This is a genomic window from Clostridium sp. AM27-31LB, assembly GCF_003480745.1.
GTDB lineage: Bacteria > Bacillota > Clostridia > Lachnospirales > Lachnospiraceae > Butyribacter > Butyribacter intestini.
This window is the reverse complement of sequence record NZ_QUJS01000001.1, coordinates 749,778-772,294: the sequence shown is the minus strand read 5'-3', so window position 1 is coordinate 772,294 and position 22,517 is coordinate 749,778. Positions and strand designations below refer to the sequence as shown.

General features: G+C 36.3%; 14 protein-coding genes and 1 tRNA gene. 2 read left to right on the top strand and 13 right to left on the bottom strand.

What is annotated here, in order from left to right; genetic code table 11:
* Positions 1-80 precede the first annotated feature (80 nt).
* The 3 genes from DW721_RS03045 to DW721_RS03035 all read right to left on the bottom strand — a co-directional run bounded on the left by DW721_RS03045 (position 81) and on the right by DW721_RS03035 (position 4,741).
* Positions 81-1,481, bottom strand: coding sequence for a hypothetical protein (locus DW721_RS03045; RefSeq protein ID WP_118744744.1), 1,401 nt, complete (start codon positions 1,479-1,481; stop codon positions 81-83).
* Between the two features lie 36 nt (positions 1,482-1,517).
* Positions 1,518-3,179, bottom strand: a complete 1,662-nt coding sequence (locus tag DW721_RS03040) for a PASTA domain-containing protein (RefSeq protein ID WP_118744743.1) — start codon at positions 3,177-3,179, stop codon at positions 1,518-1,520.
* A 413-nt stretch (positions 3,180-3,592) separates the two neighbouring features.
* Positions 3,593-4,741 carry a cysteine desulfurase family protein gene (locus DW721_RS03035; protein WP_118744742.1) on the bottom strand — a complete coding sequence of 383 codons (1,149 nt, stop codon included), beginning with the start codon at positions 4,739-4,741 and terminating at the stop codon, positions 3,593-3,595.
* Positions 4,742-4,984: 243 nt separating this feature from the next.
* Between DW721_RS03035 and DW721_RS03030 the strand changes: the two genes are divergently transcribed.
* A complete protein-coding gene (locus DW721_RS03030; RefSeq protein WP_118744741.1) occupies positions 4,985-6,502 on the top strand; it encodes a polysaccharide biosynthesis protein in 1,518 nt (505 codons plus the stop codon).
* 1,137 nt (positions 6,503-7,639) lie between these two features.
* On the opposite strand, the gene metA is transcribed toward DW721_RS03030, so the two are convergent.
* The 4 genes from metA to DW721_RS03010 form a co-directional block, all read right to left on the bottom strand.
* Positions 7,640-8,548, bottom strand: a complete 909-nt coding sequence (metA, locus tag DW721_RS03025) for a homoserine O-succinyltransferase (protein ID WP_022014612.1) — start codon at positions 8,546-8,548, stop codon at positions 7,640-7,642.
* Positions 8,549-8,604: 56 nt separating this feature from the next.
* Positions 8,605-10,560 (bottom strand): NAD-dependent DNA ligase LigA, encoded by a 1,956-nt coding sequence (gene ligA, locus DW721_RS03020; protein WP_347560347.1) that lies wholly within the window; start codon positions 10,558-10,560, stop codon positions 8,605-8,607.
* Positions 10,561-10,737: 177 nt separating this feature from the next.
* Positions 10,738-11,451, bottom strand: coding sequence for a pseudouridine synthase (locus DW721_RS03015; protein WP_022014610.1), 714 nt, complete (start codon positions 11,449-11,451; stop codon positions 10,738-10,740).
* A 53-nt stretch (positions 11,452-11,504) separates the two neighbouring features.
* Positions 11,505-12,161, bottom strand: a complete 657-nt coding sequence (locus DW721_RS03010; RefSeq protein WP_118744740.1) for a hypothetical protein — start codon at positions 12,159-12,161, stop codon at positions 11,505-11,507.
* Between the two features lie 349 nt (positions 12,162-12,510).
* On the opposite strand from DW721_RS03010, the gene DW721_RS03005 reads away from it, so the two are divergent.
* A tRNA-Arg gene (locus DW721_RS03005) sits at positions 12,511-12,583 on the top strand.
* A 6-nt stretch (positions 12,584-12,589) separates the two neighbouring features.
* Here DW721_RS03005 and DW721_RS03000 read toward each other — a convergent pair.
* From DW721_RS03000 to DW721_RS15975, 6 genes are all read right to left on the bottom strand, one after another.
* Positions 12,590-17,476 (bottom strand): leucine-rich repeat protein, encoded by a 4,887-nt coding sequence (locus tag DW721_RS03000; protein WP_118744739.1) that lies wholly within the window; start codon positions 17,474-17,476, stop codon positions 12,590-12,592.
* An 18-nt stretch (positions 17,477-17,494) separates the two neighbouring features.
* Positions 17,495-18,403, bottom strand: a complete 909-nt coding sequence (locus tag DW721_RS02995; RefSeq protein WP_118744738.1) for a DUF5688 family protein — start codon at positions 18,401-18,403, stop codon at positions 17,495-17,497.
* Positions 18,404-19,324: 921 nt separating this feature from the next.
* Positions 19,325-20,713 (bottom strand): NADPH-dependent glutamate synthase, encoded by a 1,389-nt coding sequence (gene gltA / locus DW721_RS02990; protein ID WP_118498423.1) that lies wholly within the window; start codon positions 20,711-20,713, stop codon positions 19,325-19,327.
* Between the two features lie 123 nt (positions 20,714-20,836).
* Positions 20,837-21,718: a sulfide/dihydroorotate dehydrogenase-like FAD/NAD-binding protein gene (locus DW721_RS02985; protein ID WP_055943341.1), complete on the bottom strand. Its 882-nt coding sequence runs from the start codon at positions 21,716-21,718 to the stop codon at positions 20,837-20,839.
* A 27-nt stretch (positions 21,719-21,745) separates the two neighbouring features.
* Positions 21,746-22,237, bottom strand: a complete 492-nt coding sequence (locus DW721_RS02980; protein WP_118744737.1) for a CYTH domain-containing protein — start codon at positions 22,235-22,237, stop codon at positions 21,746-21,748.
* 96 nt (positions 22,238-22,333) lie between these two features.
* The gene (locus DW721_RS15975; RefSeq protein WP_156335810.1) at positions 22,334-22,510 is read right to left on the bottom strand and encodes a hypothetical protein; all 177 of its coding nucleotides are present in this window, start codon (positions 22,508-22,510) and stop codon (positions 22,334-22,336) included.
* Positions 22,511-22,517 lie beyond the last annotated feature (7 nt).

The window sequence follows — 22,517 nt, the reverse complement described above, 5'->3', positions numbered from 1 at the left end:
ATATTTCACCCCCTCTCCTCATTTTATAACTATCGTACTCACTTTGAAATGATACCCTTTTTCCTTATAACTTCTCTCCCCTATATTTCCGATGTTATCTCCACAACTTCCGAGTATGAATACATATCATCTTTTTGGTATGTGCTAAGCAGCACCATGTCAAGCTTATATTTTTCATTTATCGAAGTCATTCCACAGGACGATAAAGTTGCATTTGCCATATTGACAAAATATTCTTTCGCCGAGTTTTGTTCATACTCTTTGTTCTGTCTGCTGTTTTCTTCCGTGTACCTGCGCTGAGCAACATAAAGTATCATTGGCAGCAGGTCTTTTCTCTGAACAAGTCTGCACCTTCTATGGTTTTCAACTTTGAATGACTTAAGCCAGTCTTTTGCCTCTTTTACATTTTCCGGCACTGCCGTTTTTTTTGCACAGCTTTCAATAAATTCTGCCACCCACTCCGGACATATGTCTGTATCATCCTTATATTTTAATTCATTGAGAGCTATCCCGGCACGCAGATTTTTCTCTAACTGAATCGGAAGATTTAAAATATCCGACAATCGTTTTCGTGTAAGATTTCCAAATTCATTATTAGATTTTGAAGTTGAAAATATATCTGCCAGCATTTTCTGTCTGGAATCCGGAGACATATGTGCTATTCTGTTTGCTTCCCTGATATTTTCCATCATACCCTCAGACACATTTTTATCCCTTTTTCTCTTTATATAATAAAGATATTTCTGAACTATCCTCTCGTTCTCATCTGCATTTTTCTTTTTTGTCCATGAATAAAAATCAGTCTCTGCCAAAAACTTTTTCAGGCTTACCATAGACTCATTGCACACATATTCAGTAATAATATCTTTATAAATATTTACATACTCCAGAGTTGTCAGGCTATACCCCTTAAATGAGGAAGTGTTCATATACATCCATTCCATAAATTCTTTTTCATCACTTCTCTTTCTCGCATCAAATTGCTCCATCAGATAATTGGTGGAATGTGTCTTTTCTAATTTTATCTCAAATTTCAGCCTTTTCTCGTAAGTTTCTATATTTTTTTCTGCATCCTCCCATGTCATACCGTTGACAAGTCCATACAGCCATATTACTTCATGATAATCATTAAACTGAACATCGGGTTCTCCAAGTCCCTCCATAAGCCACTCTCTCAATCCATTTTCAGACATCTTGAGGACATATGCTATCTCAAATATGTTTTCCCGTCTTGGCAATGTATATCCGTTTATGCCAAACCACCTTTTTACCGTTGGTACCGCCGCAAATCTCCTATCACCGGTAATCTTACAAAATAAGTGATAAGCCTCTGCTCTTGTCTCCCCGCTTATCTTTTTTGTCATATAATCCTTTTTGAGTACCTTTGATATTATAAATATATCAAATCTCATAAACTTATTTTGCTTTAATACTGTTTTTATCTCTTTTAAAAATTCGCCATCTAAATCTTTGTATCTCATAGTAATTCCTCATTCTCGCTTTATTTTCTGTCGTTATTATGGGATACTTCCCGCAAAATCAACATCTTTATTTTTTTTCTCATTTTTCTTAGTCTGAGTCTTTGGGACACTCGTCTTGGCTGGTGCACTTGTCTTAGTCTCATACGGCTTTGGAGTATTTTGTGTCTGTGGTGTCATTTTTATTTTTTCTCCTTTGCTTACCGTAATCTTTATAACAGTCTTGCTTTTCACCATTTTTCCGTGTTTAGGAGCCTGTCCTATTACAATACCTTTATCTTTTTTACTCTCTTTATATATTATCTTATACGAAAGTTTTTTATCTTTAATTTTTTGTATTGCATTCTTATATCCTTTTCCGACACAATCCGGCACCTTATATTTCTTTTCACCATTACTTACGGTGAGAACTAATGTTTTTTTCTTTCCTCTCTCGCATATTGTTCCATCTGTTACACTCTGTGATATTATCTTTCCCTTTTGAGTGCTACTATATTTTTTGCTCCATTTGACAAGAATCGCCGTATCACCCTTTGCATCCAGCAGTTCTAATGCCTGCTGCTTTGTCATTCCCTCAAATGACGGCATATAATATCTGCTGTCCGGCTCTTTTGTCTCCGCCGTCTGCTGAGTTATCATCGGATTTGCAGAAACCTGTGCAACCGCCCCTTTGTTCTTTGTGAACATTCTTCTGTTATTTACGGCAAATCCCACAACAATGCCTGCCATAGCCACGGCAATAAACAGTACCGCCATTTTTCCTATTGTTTTTGTCCGGTTATTTATCCTTATGTTAAAGCTAAACCTTTTTTTGTTGTATAGTTCACTATACAACTCGTCCATAATCTGTATCCTGTCTTCTGCTTTTATCGACATTCCCTGCATTATCGCCTGTTTCTGTCTTTTGGTTAAATCTATATTTTCAATCTCCGACAAAGGCACAAGCCTGTCCTTAAGCATTCTCTCTATTGACTCATTAGGCTCTTTTCCCGTGAGCATAAAATACATAGTCGCACACAAAGAATATACATCAGACCAGCTCCCCTGCCTGCCTTTGCGAAGATACTGCTCCTCCGAGGTATATCCTCTCTTGAATGTAACGGTCAGGCTTTTATCCGTCATAACATTTTTTTCTCTTGCCGAGCCAAAATCTATAAGAACAAGCTGTTTTTCTTTTATCCTTATAAGTATATTGTCCGGGCTTATGTCCCTATGCAGGATTTTCGCATCATGAATTTTTTTCAGTGACTTGATAATAGGTTTCATCATCAAAAATGCTTCCTGCCCTTTTATCGCACCATTTTTCCTCACATACTCTTTTAATGTAATACCGTCTACATAATCCATAACTATATAAGCCGTATTGTTCAGATAAAAAAAGTCTCTGACAGAAACTATGCCGTCCAGAGAATGAAACTGCGACAGTATTGTTGCCTCACTGTAAAAGTCACTAAGACCTTTATTATATAGTTCACTGTTTTTTCCGTGATAAATGTATATACTGTAGTCATCCCTGCCACGAACATCTCTGCTTCCATAACTAAGAGGAAAATACTCCTTTATTGCAACTGTTATATTTAAAAGTAAATCTTTTCCTATATATGTAATTCCAAAACTCCCCTCGCCTATAACTCTGCCTATCTTATATCTTTCGTTTAGCATTATATCTTCCGGCAGGCAGCGTGGCGTGCTTTCACACATACTGTAAACCTCCTTTGCACATACTTAAATGTCATTATACACCCCCTATGTCAAAAATCGGTTTCCGTTTTTTTCAGTACCATTTTCCACATATAGAATACCACTTTCAACCCCCTCATTCAACTGGCAGAAAACTCATATTCAGGGTTATCTCACGCATAAAACGAGCTCGACACCCCCAAAAATGCAGATTTTTTTTGTAATTAGGTGATTTTTTCACACTTATATTAGAAAAATTTATTTTTTAATGGTTTTATATTTATATACATAATTGTTTTCGGTGATTTAACATGTTTTTTCACCCTTTTATCGTTTTTGCATATAATCTAACTCAATTTTTTGTATATTCTATAATGAAACTTTCTATAAAAGCCTTCTAATAATACTTTTGTTTTATTTTTTACTCCCATAACTTATTCTCTTAATACTTTTATGGCTGTTTTTAATATATCCATTACAAAGTCAACTTCCCTGACTGTATTTTCTTCACCAAGTGTAAATCTTATTGTTCCATCGGCATATTCCTTTGGAACACCTATACTTTCTATCACATGGGAAATCCCCGGTTCTCCTGTATTGCAGGCTGAACCTGCTGAAGCACATATTCCGTTCATATCGAGTATAATGAGCAGAGTCTCTCCCTCAATTCCTTTAAAACTTATATTCAGATTTCCGGGAAGTCTTTCATTTCCCGGTTCTGCACCGTTTAACCGCACATCTTCTATCTCATTTTCTATCCTTGACAAAAAATAGTCCCTTACATTTGCCGTTTTAAGATTTTTCTTATACATATTTTTAAATCCCTCATCAACAGCTGCACCCATACCTACAATCCCCGGTACATTCTCCGTTCCTGCTCTCATATTGCTTTCCTGCTTTCCGCCATAAATAAACTTTTCTATATCACAACCCTTTGATATATAAAGAAACCCCGTTCCTTTCGGTCCGCAGAGCTTGTGCGAGCTTACACTCATCATATGTATCCCGCTTTTTTTTACATCAATCGGAATGTGCATATATGCCTGAACTGCATCCGTATGGAAATAAATATTGTACTTTTTGGCTATCTTAGCAATCTCGTCTATAGGCTGAATCGTTCCTATCTCATTGTTGGCATACATTATCGAAATCAAAATTGTATCATTTCTTATTGCCCTCTCAAGATCCCTAAGCGAAATCACACCCCTCTCATCAACCGGAAGATAAGTCACTCTGTATCCCTGTTTTTCAAGTGCCTTGCAGGAATTGAGGATTGCATGATGCTCAATACAGCTTGTTATGATATGCCGTCCTCTTTTTCCTTTATATCTGCACGCTCTCACCGTTCCAAACAATGCCCAGTTGTCACTCTCCGTGCCACCACTTGTAAAATAAATTTCATCTTTAGATGCATTTATACTCTTTGCCACCTGCTTTCTGGCTGTCTCTATTTTTTCCTTACACTGTTGTGCAAATTCATATGCCCCCGATGGATTTCCATAATAAATTTCCAGACATTTTTTCATCTCAGCAACCGCCCGTGGACATACCGAAGTCGTTGCCGCATGGTCAAGATAAATCATACCGCACCTCTGCACCCGTATATAAAATCAATATATTCAGCATAATGCTGTTTGACACATGATAAATTTGAAATACATATAAGAAACTTAGCTTTTTACCGTTTGATAACTCTAAAATTTATATATTCAGCATAATTTTATTCATCATCTGATAAATCTAAAATCTATATATTCATCATAATTTCATTCATCATCTAATAAAATTAAATAATAAGTTTGAATGTGCTAAAGTGAGGAAGCTTTATGAACTCAGCCGCAAAAACAAAAAAAAAGGTAAAAAACAGACTTAAAAGCAATATAATAAAAGGAACTCTTATACTCTCCTGTGCAAGTATCTTAAGCCGCATAATCGGTTTCATATACAGAATATATCTCGCTGATATTCTCGGCGAACAACTGCTCGGTACATATCAGCTTATTTTTCCTATATATGTGCTGTGCTTTACGATTTACGGAGCGGGTATGCAAAGTGCCATATCTCAGGTTGTTGCGACACTCATGGGCAAAAATAACACACATTCTAAAGACGACGGTTTAAATGGAAGCGTTTCAAAAGATATAACCCCACGCACGATACTTCTTGCCGGCACGATACTCAGCTTTATCCTTGCACTTTTTCTGTCCATTTTTATAAATTTTAACTCAAAGTGGATTGCCTGCAATATCCTCATGGTACCCGACTGCGACATCTATCTTAAACTGCTCACATATCTTTTCCCATTTTGCAGCATTTCAGCCTGCATCTGCGGATACCAATACGGACTTGAAAATGCAAAACCACCTGCCATTGCCGGAATAATAGAGCAGATAACCCGCATCTTATTTGTGTTTATCGTTCAGGGATTTTTCTCTGATAAAGAAATCTGCTCCCAGATAGCCGTGTATGGACTTACCGTTGGTGAATTTTTTGGTTTCCTCTATAATATGTCTACAATAAAAAATAAAAAACGCAACAATAAAAAACATATTTCCGACAAAAATTTAAACAATGATAATGCCAAGCTGCACTCTGAAAGCCTGCATTCAAAAAGACAAAACGCTTATAATGCCAAATCCGACAACCGGCAATTTAAAAGACAAGAATTAAAAAATAAAACTTTCAATAAAAGAAAAAATAAAATTTCTTTAAAAGAAAGTTTTAAACTGCTCCTGCCGGTATTTATTTCGCTAACATCAATAAAACTGACAATCTCTCTTTTACATAGTGTAGAATCAATATTTATTCCTGCTTCACTCGTAAAATACGGCTATACGATGAACGAAGCCTTAAGTGTGTATGGTATATATTCTGGAATGGCTATGCCATTTATAATGTTTCCTGCCACAATAACAATGGCAATATCAACAATGCTTCTCCCTGCTGTTTCAAAAGAACACTCATCAGGAAACAAAAAACAGATTAAAAAACTTATCCGACGCACATCATATTTCTGTCTTGTAACCGGAATGGCTGCTACTGTCTTTTTCCTGATATTTGGAAACATCTGTGCAAGTCTTTTCTTCCACAACGAACTTGCCGGAAGATACCTTACCGTAATGTCTTTCTTATGTCCGTTTTTGTACCTAAACATGACCTACAGCAGTATATTGAATGGACTTGGCAAGCCCCATATGACCTTTGTGATAACAGTAGTATGCACACTCATAAAGATATTGTCACTTATATTCTTTGTTCCTAAATACGGAATGATAGCTTATATTGCCGCATCTCTTGTAGCAGAAGCATTGCTGTGCGTGATGCTTAGACATTATTGCGGATAGATTAAGATGTACCATGCGATACACCCCATAGCATATGGATTTTAGAAGCTTTCATCTAACCCTTGACAAATTCCCAAACATATACTAATATTAAAGGGAATTAAGAAGTAATTAAAACGACACTATCCGTATAGCAGAACGGTTGTCTTGAAATCAAATATTGGAAAGAATGAATCTAACCGCCATCAGTTTACCAGACCAGGGCGGTTATTTTCTTGCATTCTTACCAATCTCATATCCAATCTTATACGCTGAACCACATAAGATACTAGCGATTCCTAATGCATAATAAACAGTTTGTAACGAAATTGTAATCATTGCAAGTGTCCTCCTTTTATATAAATTACCAAACAGGTTTTCTATATGTAAACAGAGCTTATACTCTCTGGTGGAAGACAACCGTCCTACCGTCTTAGATAGTGTTATAGCTATAATATCACATTTGACAATTTCTGTCAAAAATTCCCAATAACAGAAAATAACAACATAACAAGCTGCTCACACCCAAAAGAAGTGTGGGCGGTCTGTCAACCCGTTGGCAGACTTTTACAAGCGAGCTGTCGCTGACCGATATACGACATAAATATAAAGGTCGGTTTGCAGAAGTATTGAGTTTGAGAGACTCTATAATCTCCTTCGCTACTGCTCTTGGCGTTGTTTGGTGTATCTCAGCCATTAAATGAGAAACATTATATCTATAGCGAGTCCCTACTTAGTGGGAAACTAACTGTTTTGTGCAAACTCATTATACCACTGAAAGTCCTGTACGATTTATTTTTTTGAAAAAGTTGTAAAATGGTGATTTTGTAAATATATAAAGCAAAAAACTCTACCCATAAAGAGAGTATGTATTTACCAAGAAGATTTTCATATCTTCTTCATTCTTAAAATAGGGATAGTTGAGTTTACTTACTCTTCTATCCCTATTTTTTACAATTTTATACAAAGTTCTTTGCGGTAAATTTGTTAATTATGATTTGTCTCCATGAAGTTCGTATTATCTCCATTTTATCTCCATTGATATATTAAAATATACTAATTTATATTAAAATATATTGGATTATCTAAGTTATCTTGATGTTAGATATTCTACCCAGATTTCAGAAAGTCCCCTGTTTTACCGTATTCACGCCATTTCTAATCCCACGAATACGGTGTATTCTGATAAACATAATAGTTCAACCAGTTACTAAATAATGCATTTGCTGCACCTCTCCAGCGAAGTTTTGGCCGCTGCTCCGAATCATCATCCGGATAATAATTTTCAGGTACTTCTATATCAAGCCCTTTCGCTTTATCCCTTTTATATTCTGAGTCAAGCGTCATTCTGTCATATTCAAGATGGCCAAGTACAAATATCTTTTTTCCGTCATGTGACACCAAAATTAGTTCTCCGGCTTCTTCGGACTCAGCAAGCACTGTTATGTCTTTACAGGCTGCTATCTCATCATGGTTGACTCCTGTATGTCTTGAATGTGGTGCATAAAACACATCATCAAAGCCTCTTAACAGGGGTTCTTTTCTGTGATGCACGATATGCTCATATATTCCAAATTTCTTCTTTGGCAGCATATATTTATGTATTCCATAATGATAATAAAGTCCAGCCTGTGCTCCCCAGCATATATGAAGTGTTGATGTTACATTTGTATTTGACCAGTCCATTATCTTTGTGAGCTCATCCCAGTATTGAACATCCTCATATTCCATATGTTCAATAGGTGCTCCTGTTATTATAAGTCCGTCAAATTTTCTATCTTTTACATCTTCAAATGTTTTGTAAAACTCATTCAAATGACTTGCAGGTGTATTTGTTCCTATATATGTCGCTGTCGTCAAAAATGTAATCTCTACCTGAAGCGGTGTATTTGAAAGACTTCTAAGAAGCTGGACTTCTGTTTCTTCCTTTAGCGGCATTAAATTCAAAACTGCGATATATAACGGTCTTATATCCTGAGATACCGCTCTTGTTTCGTCCATCATAAATATATTTTCTTTTTCCATTATCTTCTTTGCAGGAAGATTGTTTTGAACTTTAATTGGCATATTTAACGCCCCTTTCTCTTATTTATTATATAATTACGAAGTTTTTTTATTATTCATCACAATTTTATCGAAAACATATCGATAAATTCATCTTCTGTTATTATCTGCACTCCAAGCTCTTTTGCTTTTTTATTTTTTGATGAGTTACTTGTGCTGTCATTATTTATAAGGTATTTTGTCTTTGATGTGACGCTTCCCGTCACTTTGCCTCCTCTGCCCTCAATAAGCTCTTTTACCTCACTTCTGTTTGAGAAATGATTTACTGAGCCTGTTATTACAAAGTTCATACCCTCCATGTCGTTTGCATTATCATTTTCTTCATCTTCAAGCGTGACAATATCGAGCAGGTCATCTACCATATGGTTATTATTTTCGTTTGCAAAAAATTTTACAAATGACTCTGCTATTATCTCCCCGACACCGTCTATCTCTACCAGTTCATCTATTGAAGCGTGTCTTATTTTCTCAAGATCATTTGAAAATGCCTTACATACCATCCTCGCATTTGACAATCCTATATTCGCAATGCCGAGACTGTATATAAATTTTGCCGTTGTTGTTATTTTAGCTGTCTCAGCGGCTTTTACAAGCTTTTCATATGACTTTTCGCCAAACCCGTCCATTGATATTATTTCATCCTTATATCTGTTAAGTTTGAAAAGGTCAGCAAGTTCATGTAAAAATCCTTTTGATATGAATTTTTCTATGGTTGCTTCTGACATTCCATCAATGTTCATTGCATCACGGCTCACAAAAAGTGATATTGATTTGATTTTTTTTGCAAGACAATCCGGATTTTCACAAAATAAAACTTCAACATCATTTTCTTTATGGATGGATGTTTTTTCTCCACACACCGGACATTTGTCCGGTATTTCAAGAGAACCGCTCTTTGTAAGGTTCTGTGCTATCTGAGGAATTATCATGTTTGCCTTATATACCTCGATAGTATCGCCTATTCCAAGCTTCAACTCCTTTACAATGCTTATATTGTGGACACTTGCCCTGCTCACGGTCGTTCCCTCAAGTTCAACCGGCTCAAAAATTGCAACCGGATTTATAAGTCCGGTTCTTGATGCACTCCATTCAACTTCCGTTAGTTTTGTCTTGGCAGTTTCATCTGCCCACTTAAATGCAATGGCATTTCTCGGAAATTTTGCTGTTGAACCAAGCGACTCACCATAACTTATATCATCATACAAAAGTACAAGTCCATCCGACGGGAAGTCATTTGTCTTGACTTTTTCTGAAAACCATTCTACTGTCTCATATATGTTTTTTGCCGTGACAACCTTATACTCAACTGTCTGAAATCCCTGTTCTTTCATAAATTCCATTTTATTTTGCTGGGAATTTTTAAAGTCGACTCCCTCAGCTTCAACAAGTGTAAACGCATAAAGTTCTACATTTCTTTTTGCCGTTATCTCATTGTTTAACTGTCTTACTGAACCGCTGCACAGATTTCTTGGATTTTTATACTGCTCCTCCTCTGATAATAAGGCATTTATCTTCTTAAACTCAGAGTATGTTATTATGGCTTCACCTCGAAGCACCATACGACCTTTAAACGGTATATTGACAGGCAGATTTTTAAACACTTTTGCATTATTTGTTATGACTTCGCCTACGACTCCGTTTCCTCTGGTAACTGCATTTAAAAGCTCTCCATTTTCATATGTCAGCACGACTGTAAGTCCATCCATCTTCCATGATAAAAGTCCCTCTTTGCCACCCAGCCAGCTTGAAAGCTCATCAACCTGTTTTGTCTTGTCAAGCGAAAGCATCGGTGACGGATGTGTCTGCTTAGGCAGTTCACTTAATACCTCATAGCCTACTTTCTGTGTCGGACTTCCTGCCAGCACAAGTCCACTTTCTTTTTCAAGTGCCGAGAGCTCATCATACATCCTGTCATATTCAAAGTTGCTCATTATCTCGTCTTTTCCCTGATAATAAACAGATGCCGCTTTATTCAATATATCAATAAGTTCTTTCATTCTACCTGTTTCTGCCATTGTTTCCTCCATACATACCATATAAAATATATTCATGTGTCATTATCTGCATATGAAAAAATTTATACATAAAAATCAATCGGATATTTGCAATCCGTTTTGATGCCTGTTTATAACACCGGCTGCTGTCGCAGCATATCTGAAAGGACTGTTCCTCTAATGATACCGCCAGCAGCTTTAAAGCATCTTTTTTAATTCTGATACCTCACGCAATGTCAGTTTACGGTATCTTCCTTTTTTGAGTCCGTCAAGGGTTATGTTCATTATTCTGTCTCTCCTAAGATGCACTACTCTGTACCCGAAATATTCACACATTCGTCTTATCTGTCTGTTTAATCCCTGTGTGAGTATGATATGAAAACTAAAATCATCTTCTTTCCATACTTTACACGGTTTTGTAACAGTATCAAGAATAGGAACTCCCTCTCCCATTTTCTTTAAAAACTCATCTGTTACTTTATGGTCTACCTTTACAAAATATTCTTTTTCATGTCCATATCTGCTGCGTAAGATTTTCTCCATAACATCACCCTGATTTGTCATAAGCAAAAGTCCCTCTGATGCCTGGTCAAGTCTTCCGACCGGATATATCCTTTTGTCATAGTTTATATATTCTACAACATTTTTTATTTTCTCACCGTTTTCCTCCGTTGCCGTTGTGCAAACGATTCCCTTTGGTTTGTAAAAAGCAAGATAAATTTCTTCTTCCTCTTTTTTTATATTTCTTCCATCAAGCGTAACCGTCTGTCCGTCACATACTTTTGCACCTGATACCGCCGTAACACCGTCAATACATACCCTTCCGGCGTCTACTAACCTGTCTGCTTCACGCCTTGAACAAACACCTGCTTCACTTAAATATTTATTTATCCTTATACCGTTTTCACTCATGATAATCCTCCATGCCCATACAATGTACTCTCGGTATGAAACACTAATATTTTTTATTCACCACTCTTTAATTCATTAAAAAGTGTCCTCACTTCTTCATCCGTACTTATCAGATCATTCATCCGCTTTTGCACGGAATCTTTTAAAGCGGTTATCTCGTCACTCTTATCAAACTTTGAAATCTCTTTTTGCTCGTTGCTGTTTATTTTTCCAAAATATATCTCATATTCTCCATCTGCTGCTCTCTTTATATAATATGCCGATAATGACGGCAGCATACTCTCAACACCAAATGCCTTTATATCACAATATGCATACACTCTGTATGCATCGGCAGAATAGCATTTTTTGACAGTACACTTTATATTATTATATGACTCTATACTCTGGTTCTGTGCCTGTATCTTTTTTTCATCTATTACTGTTATATCATTTACATATTTTTTCATGCCCGATATGTTATCGTCAAGCTTTGCATTAAGATAACCTGATACAATTCCGTCTATCTGTTCATTTACATTATCTGTTGAAACTGTATCGTAATCACTGTTCTCATCTACTTCTTTTTCTTTCTGGTAATTTGTCTTCTGCTGAATATTATATACTGTATTTCCTGAATCCATTCCCGAAAGTACAGTATATAATATAGCACTTCCCAATAAAAGAACTGAAACCACTAAAAAAATAACAATTTTTTTATATTTAAACATTGAAATCACTTTCCTTCTCTCGCAATTTCCATCCCATAAAAGATAATTTTAACACAACACAAGGTCATTGTAAAGCTAGGCATTCCAGCTAAATTATTTTTGTGTAACAGTTCAGCCATAAAAAATAATTGACAATACTTGAGCTTGCTCATTGTATTGTTGATTATCTTTTTATGGTAAAATAGCCTTTCATTTCTGAAATGAAATAAACCAAAGCTGCGAAGCAGCGACTGACAGCTTGCTGGCAGGTTTATGAATTGAGGAAATAAAAGGCTGAACTGTTACATTTTTGTACGCTGAATATACTTTACAACAACCATGTGATATGCTAAAATACTTAATTGTATGTGCACCCGTAGCTCAGTGGATAGAGCGACAGCCTCCGGAGCTGTGTGTCGAGGGTTCGACTCCCTCCGGGTGCGTTTTTATTATTTTTCTTTCATTTTATATTTATTATTCCCCCTATTTTTTAACAGCTTTTTATACTTTGTCATTTTCTTTTTATTGCAGCTGACAATAAGCTTTTTATTAGTTCCTTTTAATGAATTTTTCCCTGCCTTTCTAAATATTTTACTCCTAATATTAATCTTTTTCAGACTGTGGCAATTTTTAAAACAATTTTTTCCGATTGTTTTTATATTCTTTCCTATCGTTACTTCTTTTAATTTTTTGCAGCCTGAAAATGCATCTGCTGCCACCGAGGTAACTTTATATCTCACACCGCCTTTTGTTATGCTGTCAGGTATGACTGCTTTTTTCGCCTTAGTATCGCAAAATTTCTTTAATGCAACAGTCTTTCTATTTTTATTGTATCTGTTATATTTGGCAGTTTGTTTGTTGGTTTTTGCCTCAGTATTACTACTTTCTCCTGCACTGTTTTTTCCAGCTCCCTGCTGTTTATTCGGACTTGCAGTCATTCTCACCAATGGCGTTTTTGTCTGCTCTGACGAAGCATCTGTCTGCAATGGCATTTCTGTTACTTCAGGTTTTGTACTCTCGGAAACATTATCTTTTTTATCTGTTCCAGCACTGTCATCAGGATTTTTACTTTGATGCGGCAGACTGCTTTCAGATGGATTTTTTGTATCTAACGGTTTATTTCTGGATAAGTCTGAATCTGATTTGTCTTTATCTGTCACATTTGGTATCCATTTTGCATATATAACTTTATCTCCGCTTTCATTTTCTGTTATCTTTTCAATTCTCTGTCCGCTGAATTTTTCATCCTGATACCAGCCTGCAAAACTGTATCCGTCTTTCTTTGCACTCTCCGGCAGTTTTACTCCTGTTCCATACAGATATGCCATTGGACTTCCGTCTTCTGTCTTTCCTCCGTCAAGCATATATTTAATTTTATAAGATTCAGGAGTCCATACCGCATAAAAACATTTATCTCCCGTATCATCAGACTCAATCTTTGCAACATATGTATCATTCTTATCTTTGTCCGCCGACCAGCCTTTAAAGACATAGTTCTTTTTTTCTACATCCATCGGAAGATTTACATCATCTCCAAATCTATACGAACTTATCCTGCTTTTTTCATCCTTAAATTCTCCGCCGTTTGTCTCAAATTTTATACTGTATTCCGACAATCTGTAAACTGCCTTTAAAGTTATATCTCCATGTGAGCCTTTTTTAACAACATAAGCACCCTCGTGCAGCTTATCGCTATCATGCCAGCCTACGAAATCCCACCCGTGTTTCTTTGGCGAAACCACGGTAAAGTCATCTGTCTCGCAATCATATTTCAGAGGATTTACATTTGTCTCAGTCTCTCCACCGTCAAAATCATAAGAAATGCTGTATTCTACCGGTTTCCACTGTGCATATAATATTATCTTATCACCTTTTACAGCAGTAAGCCTGCTTACCTTTTGTCCAACCTCATAACTTGTTCCTTTTCCGTCGTATCTTGTATTCCATCCGGCAAAAACATAATATTCTTTTGTACTTTTGTTATCCGCTATCGTGTACTCTGATTGATACATGATTTCCTTATTTTCAGGTGCTTCACCCATTCCGCCATTTAGATTGTACTCAATATTATATGAGTTTTCCTGCCACCTGGCATAGAGTCTGACAACCTCTCCGTCTTTATCCGTGAGGTTTTTGATGCTTTCACCTGCTTTGTATATTTCTGAACTTCCGTCAGCTAAAGTGCTCCAGCCTGCAAATGTATATCCTTCTTTCTTATACATATTATCCAAAATCTTAAATTCAGTATCATAAAGCAATCCTGCCTGCTCAGTCTTTTCTCCGTCCGTTCCATTTGGCATATACCACACACTGTAGCAATTTGCACACCACTTTGCACTCAATGCTTTTTTTCCTGTCATATCTTCTGATATATTTAGGACTTCTCCCGATATATATTTTCCGGCATCATTATAAAGCTGACTATCACCTGACGCATATCCGCAAAATGTATATCCTTTTTTCTCAGGGACTTCTATATCAGGCATCTTCATTCCACTATAAACAAATATGCCATCTGTCCCGTTATCTCCTCCTTTTTTATCAAACTCCACACAATATGAGATACCGATACACTCAAATTTCCTATTATTTTTTTTACTGTAATCATTAGTTGTTGATTTGCTCCATCCTCTTAAAATTGTATTTTCAGAAAATGTATCATTATTTTCATTGATAACACAATTGGGATTATTTATTTTTATCTCACTTAAAGAAACACATCCGTAAAATGCTCTGTTTCCTATTTTTGCAAGCATATTGTTGTCCGAAAATGTAACTTCATTAAGTTTCTCACAGTTAAAAAATACATTGTCACCTAATTCACTAATATTCTCATCAGACATTACTTTTTTAAGTTCCGTACAATTATAAAATGCTGAATTGTCTATTGTAACCGCTGTCTTTTTAGTACGGTCTCCCATAATAGAAACATTCTCCAATGACTTGCAGCCTGCAAATGCAAATCTGCCTATCTTTTCTATTCCTGCTCCCATTATTACAGCGGCAATTTCATCACTGTCCCTGTATTCATCTGCAAATTCCGTTGTACCATCATTCTCAAAACCTGCAAATAAAATAATTTTATATTTATTTTCTACTGAAAAATCATATTGTTTGCTTCCTGCATAACATCCTATCAAAGTACCTGCATCTATACTGCTTTTATCACTGATAACTGTTTCTTTTCCCTCGAATACAATTTCTTTTATTTCTTTATCTCTCGCAAATGCTTTTTTTCCTATATATTCTGTTGTATTAGGTATAACAAGTGCATCTTTCGTTATCTTCTCATAATCACTCTCATACTTTAAAGAAGTACAACCGGCAAAAGCCTCATCACCTATTCTTGTCACATTTCCAAGAGTAATCTTTTTTAATACCGTGCAGTTTTTAAATGCCCTGTCTCCTATAATTACAATATCCGATGGCACATTAAATCTCTCTAAATATTTTTCTCCTGCAAAAAAGTCCTCACCTATTGTTGTTATCTTATTATAATTTCTGTGATTTTCTTTTGAATAGGACTGTGCCGATGAATTTGAAAATCCTGTTATCACTGCATTTTGTGGTATCGTTTCAAACGACCTGTCTATCTCACAGTCAGGATTTTTTATAATTACCTCGTCTAATGAACTACATCCAATAAAAGCATTTTTTTCGATTTTTCTCACTGAATACGGCACTACAATCTTCTTGAGACTTATGCAGTTTTCAAATGCCCCTGCTCCTATTTCATTAACTGTTCCGTTCTTAATATCAACCGAAACAAGTTTATCCTGGTCTTTAAATGCTCCGTTTCCTATCCGCTTTACTTCTTCCGGAATTTTCACACTCTCAGGCTTTTCAGACATACTTACCAGTGTACCCGAATTTATCACTGCTCCATTAAGACCGTTTTCCCTATAATCTTTAAAAAATCTTTTTACTGTTATATTTCCTGATACCGTCTTTTCTCCATCACATGACACATATTTTGTTCCGGGATAATACGCTCCGATTTTTGTATCTGTCCCAAAATACTGACCTGATATTTTTGTATCATAATCGACTTGAACGGTTTTATTATTGTTTACACTGTCTATCACCTTACCGTCCTCATAATAATCAATACAGGTAACGCTATACTTATTTTTCTGCCATTGGGCATACAATTTTACTGTAGTCGTTGTTATGTTCTGTATGAGCTGTCCTGCCGAATACGCTTTTCCGCTTCCGTCTGCCTTTGTATTCCATCCGGTAAAATGATAATAACTTCTGCCAAAAGAATTTTGCTTTAAATTTTCTGATTTATCATAATTTATCGTCTGGCTCGCCACATTTCCATAACCACCGTTTGCATCATACTCAACTTTGTATGTAAATGTATCATCATAATACGCACCACATCCGCATCTATGTCTTGTATATCCTTTTGAAGAACTCGTCGGAGCCGTAACTGAAACACTTGAATAATTATGTCCTGTTGCCCCTGCACCTGCTGTCTGTGTCCCACAGGTCGTACAGTATAATACCTGTCCCTGCGTGCAGGTTGCCGAACTTTTCTGTGCCCATGTATGATTTGCATACCCTCCTGAATAAGTTGTGCTGCTGCACATAGTGCACTTATATATTGCCGGATGCTGACAGGTTGCTCCTGATACATAAGTTGAGTAATTATGACCTACCGTACTTCCCTGATTTATCGTGCTGTTGCACATGGTACATTTATATACCGCCGGTTGCTGACAGGTTGCTCCTGATATACAGGATGAATAATTATGGCTTATAGTGTTTCCCTCACTTTTTGTATCACCACAGATAGTGCATCTGTACTGGTTATTGTGCTGACAGGTTGCTGCAGATGTAAGCTGCCATTTTGATGAATCATAAATATGTCCGCACTGCCAATAAATATATAACGATCTATGATTTTGTGCATCACTGCTTATAAGATTTTTTGCCTCTGCCAAAGTTGCGTTTTGTGGAGTATCTGATAGCTTATTTCCCATTCCAACCATAGCTCTTATATAAAATCCCGGATTTACAAGCGTTGATGCATCTAAATTTGCAACAATATTTTTATACATATTCACATAATCACTTTTTTCATTTATCAAATACTCAACACATAACGAATCTTCACTTTTTTTCAAAACACTTGAACTTTTCATAATTCCTTCTATTGTATTTTTTAGACTTCCTGTCATTGTAAACGGCTTTGAAAAATGCACAAGATATTGATAATATGTCTCTGCCTTTGCCTTTTTTAAATTCATAAACATTCCATTTGACAAAACAACCGCCACCATCAACACATATATCAAAACTTTTTTTAATAAATTCCTTCTTCTCTCCATATAATCTTTCCCCCCGTTTTACGCTACTATTTCAAGCGAATTAAATGTTTTATTGTACCTGTAAACACTGTCCGACAGATATTCATCCGGCAGCAGACAATTATCATTTACTTCTTTTACCATGTTTTTAAGTTCCTCTTTTGTAAGTCCGGCTTTTGCCGACATTGCAAGCACTTCATGTATGCTGCTCGGCAGGATATAAAAATCACCTCCTATTTTCTCAGCCAGTCGCTTAAATATATCCTGATATAAGATAACTGATGCACCGTTTATCCCCATGTTATTTGTTACCACATAAGGCTCATATAAACACTTACGCTTAAGTGCCGGTTTTTTTAATCCCATCTCCTGTAACTGCACATCAAACATACCGATAACTTCGCTCATAGGCATTATTTTTTCTTCAAATATTCTCTCCGAATTTTTTAATGCCAGTGTGTAAAGTTCTCTTGTATCCGTTTGCCATTCCTTTGCAACTTCATTTGTTATCCGTATGGATGCAATTCCATCCTCATCATTACTAACAAGACAATAGAACACAACTGCCATGTCGAGAAATCTGATATACGGCATATCTTCGAGCAGCTTTTTATTTTTATTCAAAGAGATAAGTCTCATAACTATTTTTTCAATACAATCCTCATACTCCATAGACAGATTTTCATATGTATTCTGTCTCTGGCTGTCCTCATATATCCTCACAACCTCTGATACAAGGCTGTCAATGCCTGTTCCGTCAATGTACTTCTGATACATATTTTGAAGATAAAAATTAGGTGTTATGCTCTTTCCCGTCTCCATGATAGTAAGTGAGTCATATTCAAGCGAATTATTTTTTATGACCTTATGCACCTCTACCGCAACCTCCTTACCAAAACACATTTTTATCTTCTCTGCCATCTCATCTACAAATTCATAATATTCCATATCATCCCTCATTTCTGCACACATTTTTCTTCATATCCTATATAGTAATTTATTTCTATTCCATCAAATAATCGGTATAATTTGTGTCGGGTGTGCTCAGACACAAATATTATCCACCATATCTTAAAAAATCTTTGCCCCAAGCAGACTTCTAATATTTTTGTATTAAAAGTTTCAATCAGATAATCCTTGATTTTTTTATTCTGATTTCACCGTTTTTTCAATCAGGCAAATATTTGTGGTATGCTCTGCTGTTTGCATAATATTGTTAAAACCTGATATATATACTTCTCCTCCTGTCTTTATTTTAGGGATACCTATCTGATGATAAAAATTTGATTTACGGGTGATCTGCTGTTATTTAATCAGCACAAAAAATTTAGAAGTCTGTTTTTAGGCTTAGACAGCCGTCTTAGAACAAAGAAATTTTCCAGTATAACCCACACTGAACACTTTATTATTTTACTGATTATTTTGTGTGGGTTACTAGTTATATGGTAGCAAAGCCGTATATTTTAAACAATGTCAATTATTGATAAAAATATTATGGATTTTTGTTTGATTCATTTATTTTTCTATTTTTAGCAAATTTATTTTTTATGCACTTTGCACTATTCTTTAGTTTTTTTTTATGAAACACTCACAAAATTTTAGACCTAAAAGTGGCTCTAATTCCCTGTATATCATTGTTTGCGTTACTTTTAACATTTTTTATATCAAAAAATAATTTTTTCATTATGCTAAAGGATGTTATTTTTCATAAAATTATGCTTGTTTTTACAAGAAAAAAACTGCTATTGCAAAAATAAAACAGCCGAACCCTGAAAATTTTCAAAATCCGACTGTTTTTATCACATTTATCAAATAGAAATCTCATCACCCAAAGGTAATGGCTTTTTCTTTAATTTTATATATTATTTATTATTTGCTTAAGAACTCATCAATTCCCTTAGCTGCTGCTTTTCCTGCACCCATTGCAAGAATAACTGTTGCGGCACCTGTTACAGCATCTCCACCGGCATATACGGCTGCCTTAGAAGTCTTTCCTGTCTCCTCCTCAGCAACTATACATTTTCTCTTGTTAATATCAAGACCTTTTGTTGTTGATGAGATAAGCGGGTTAGGGCTCGTTCCAAGTGACATGATAACAGTATCTACATCAAGTACGAACTCAGAACCCTCAATTTCAACAGGTCTTCTTCTTCCTGACTCGTCAGGCTCGCCAAGTTCCATACGTATGCACTTCATTCCTGAAACATTTCCTTCTTCATCTTCCATGATTTCTACAGGATTTGTGAGAAGGTCAAATTGGATTCCCTCCTCTTTTGCATGATGTACTTCCTCAACTCGTGCAGGAAGCTCTGCTTCGCTGCGGCGATATACGATATGTACATCTGCACCGAGACGAAGTGCTGTTCTTGCGGCATCCATTGCTACATTTCCACCACCGACTACGGCAACTTTCTTTCCTGGAATGATAGGTGTATCATAATTTTCATCAAAAGCTTTCATAAGATTGCTTCTTGTAAGGTACTCATTTGCTGAGAATACACCGTTTGCATCTTCTCCCGGTATTCCCATAAATCTAGGAAGTCCTGCTCCTGAACCTACGAATACGGCATCAAATCCCTCTTCATTTAAAAGTTCGTCTATAGTAACGGCTTTTCCTATGACAACATCAGTCTCAATCTTAACTCCGAGTGATTTTACATTTTCAACTTCCTTATCTACGACTTTGCTCTTTGGAAGACGGAACTCAGGAATACCGTAAGATAATACACCGCCTGCTTTGTGAAGTGCTTCAAAGATAGTTACATCATAACCGAGTTTTGCAAGGTCACCTGCACATGTAAGTCCGGCAGGACCTGAACCGATAACGGCAACTTTCTTTCCGTTTAGGCTCTCAGCCTTTGCAGGTTTGATGCCCTCTTCTCTTGCAGTATCAGCGACATATCTCTCAAGTTTACCGATAGATACGGCATCACCCTTAATTCCACGGATGCACTTTGACTCACACTGGCTCTCCTGTGGACATACACGGCCACATACGGCAGGAAGTGCAGAATACTCACTTATCACATGGTAAGCTCCCTCAACATTTCCTTTCACGAGTTCACTGATAAATCCCGGTATATTTATATTTACGGGACAGCCCTTTACGCACTGTGGATTTTTACACTGGAGACAACGTGTTGCTTCCGCTGTCGCTTCTTCTTTATCATATCCTAAACAAACTTCCTTAAAATTCGTTGCACGAACTTTTGGCTCCTGCTCACGAACAGGAATTCTTTTCATTACATCAACTTCCATGATATTTTCCTTTCTCTACAATTCTATGTTCTCTGACAGATATTTGCGGGCTTATGTTTAATTCTAAATATTATCTGACACAACTCCGGCATGAAGTATTCCCGCATTTGCTGTATTTTTCTTTTACTGGCAGTTTCCACATCCACCGTGATGTGTATCTCCCTCTTCGAGTTTGAGCATTGCCCTGCCCTCTTCAGTTTTATACATTCTCTGGCGACGCATAGCCTGGTCAAAATCTACAAGATGACCGTCAAACTCAGGTCCGTCTACACAGGCAAATTTAATCTCATCACCTACTTTAAGACGACAGGCACCACACATACCTGTTCCATCGACCATGATAGGATTCATACTTACTATTGTAGGAATATTAAGTTCTTTTGTAAGTATAGTAACAAATTTCATCATTATCATAGGTCCGATAGCTATAACCTTTGTATATGTCTTATTTAAGTTCTTTACAAGTTCATTTATCTGGTCACACGCATTTCCCTTGAAACCATAAGAACCGTCATCTGTTGCAATATAAAGATTTCCTGCAACTTCACGCATCTCATTTTCAAGTATCATAATATCCTTTGTACGTGCTCCGATTATAACATCAACATCAATACCATGCTCTTTCATCCATTTAACCTGTGGATATACAGGAGCTGTACCAACACCACCGCATACAAATAAAAGCTTTTCTTTCTTTAACTCCTCTATAGGCATCCCAATAAGTTCAGACGCACATCCTAAAGGTCCTACAAAATCCATGAAGCTTTCCCCGACTTCATAGCGTGACATCTCTGTTGTAGATGCTCCGACTGTCTGGAATACTATAGTAACAGTTCCCTTTTCTCTATCATAATCACATACTGTAAGAGGGATTCTCTCTCCTTCCTCATCTGTCTTTACAATAACAAACTGTCCGGGCTGACATGATTTTGCTACTCTTGGTGCCTCAACATCCATAAGCCAGATGTTGTTGGCAAGATACTCTTTCTTTAAAATCTTAAACATAATGAGCCTCCATCTCTTAATCGTTTTTTATAAAAATACGCTTAGGTCGTTACATTTTGATAGATAACTGTTTGCGTATCGTTTATCATCACTTACATTTTCGCCAAACCATACCGGTGGCACAAAGTTTTCGGCATCTTCCTCGCTCTCAAACTCGACCTCAATAAAATAAAGTCCATCAAGCACTCCGCCAAAAATATCAAGTTCTCCCATATGTCCATCTTCCAGTGGTATTATATATCTTGTCTTTTTGATAAGATTATCGTCCACCTTTTCTCTCAGATGTTCATATCCTTCTTTTGTCAGGAAAACTTCAACTTCATTATTTATCCTTACATCCGTATTCTTATCTTCACTGCCAATTACAAGTGACTTGTAAGTAAGAATATATCTGTCATTACTTTTTCTTATCCTGACAACCGGATTTGTGCAAAGATACCCCTGCTCAATATGTTTCTGTTCATATTGTTCCAGATTGTCAGGAAGCTTTTTAATCTTGAATTTCTTTTCTATTTCCATTTATATGCCTTTATAATGTTAGACTATTTATCTGCTCAATTAGTCCACTTCTGCTTTAAGCCAAAATGTATCACTCACCGTGAACCAAGTCTGCTTTTATTTCGTTTCCGCAATATTGTCTGCCTTTTCATTTTTTGACTTTCGCCACTTGATACCAAGAAGTATCGCACCATAAGCAACACCAAGACTTACAAGGAATTTAACGAGATACCATAAAAATGCTCCTCCGAAAGTAAGGTCCGCAAGACCTTTTAACAATAATGCTCCTGTCATATCTTCA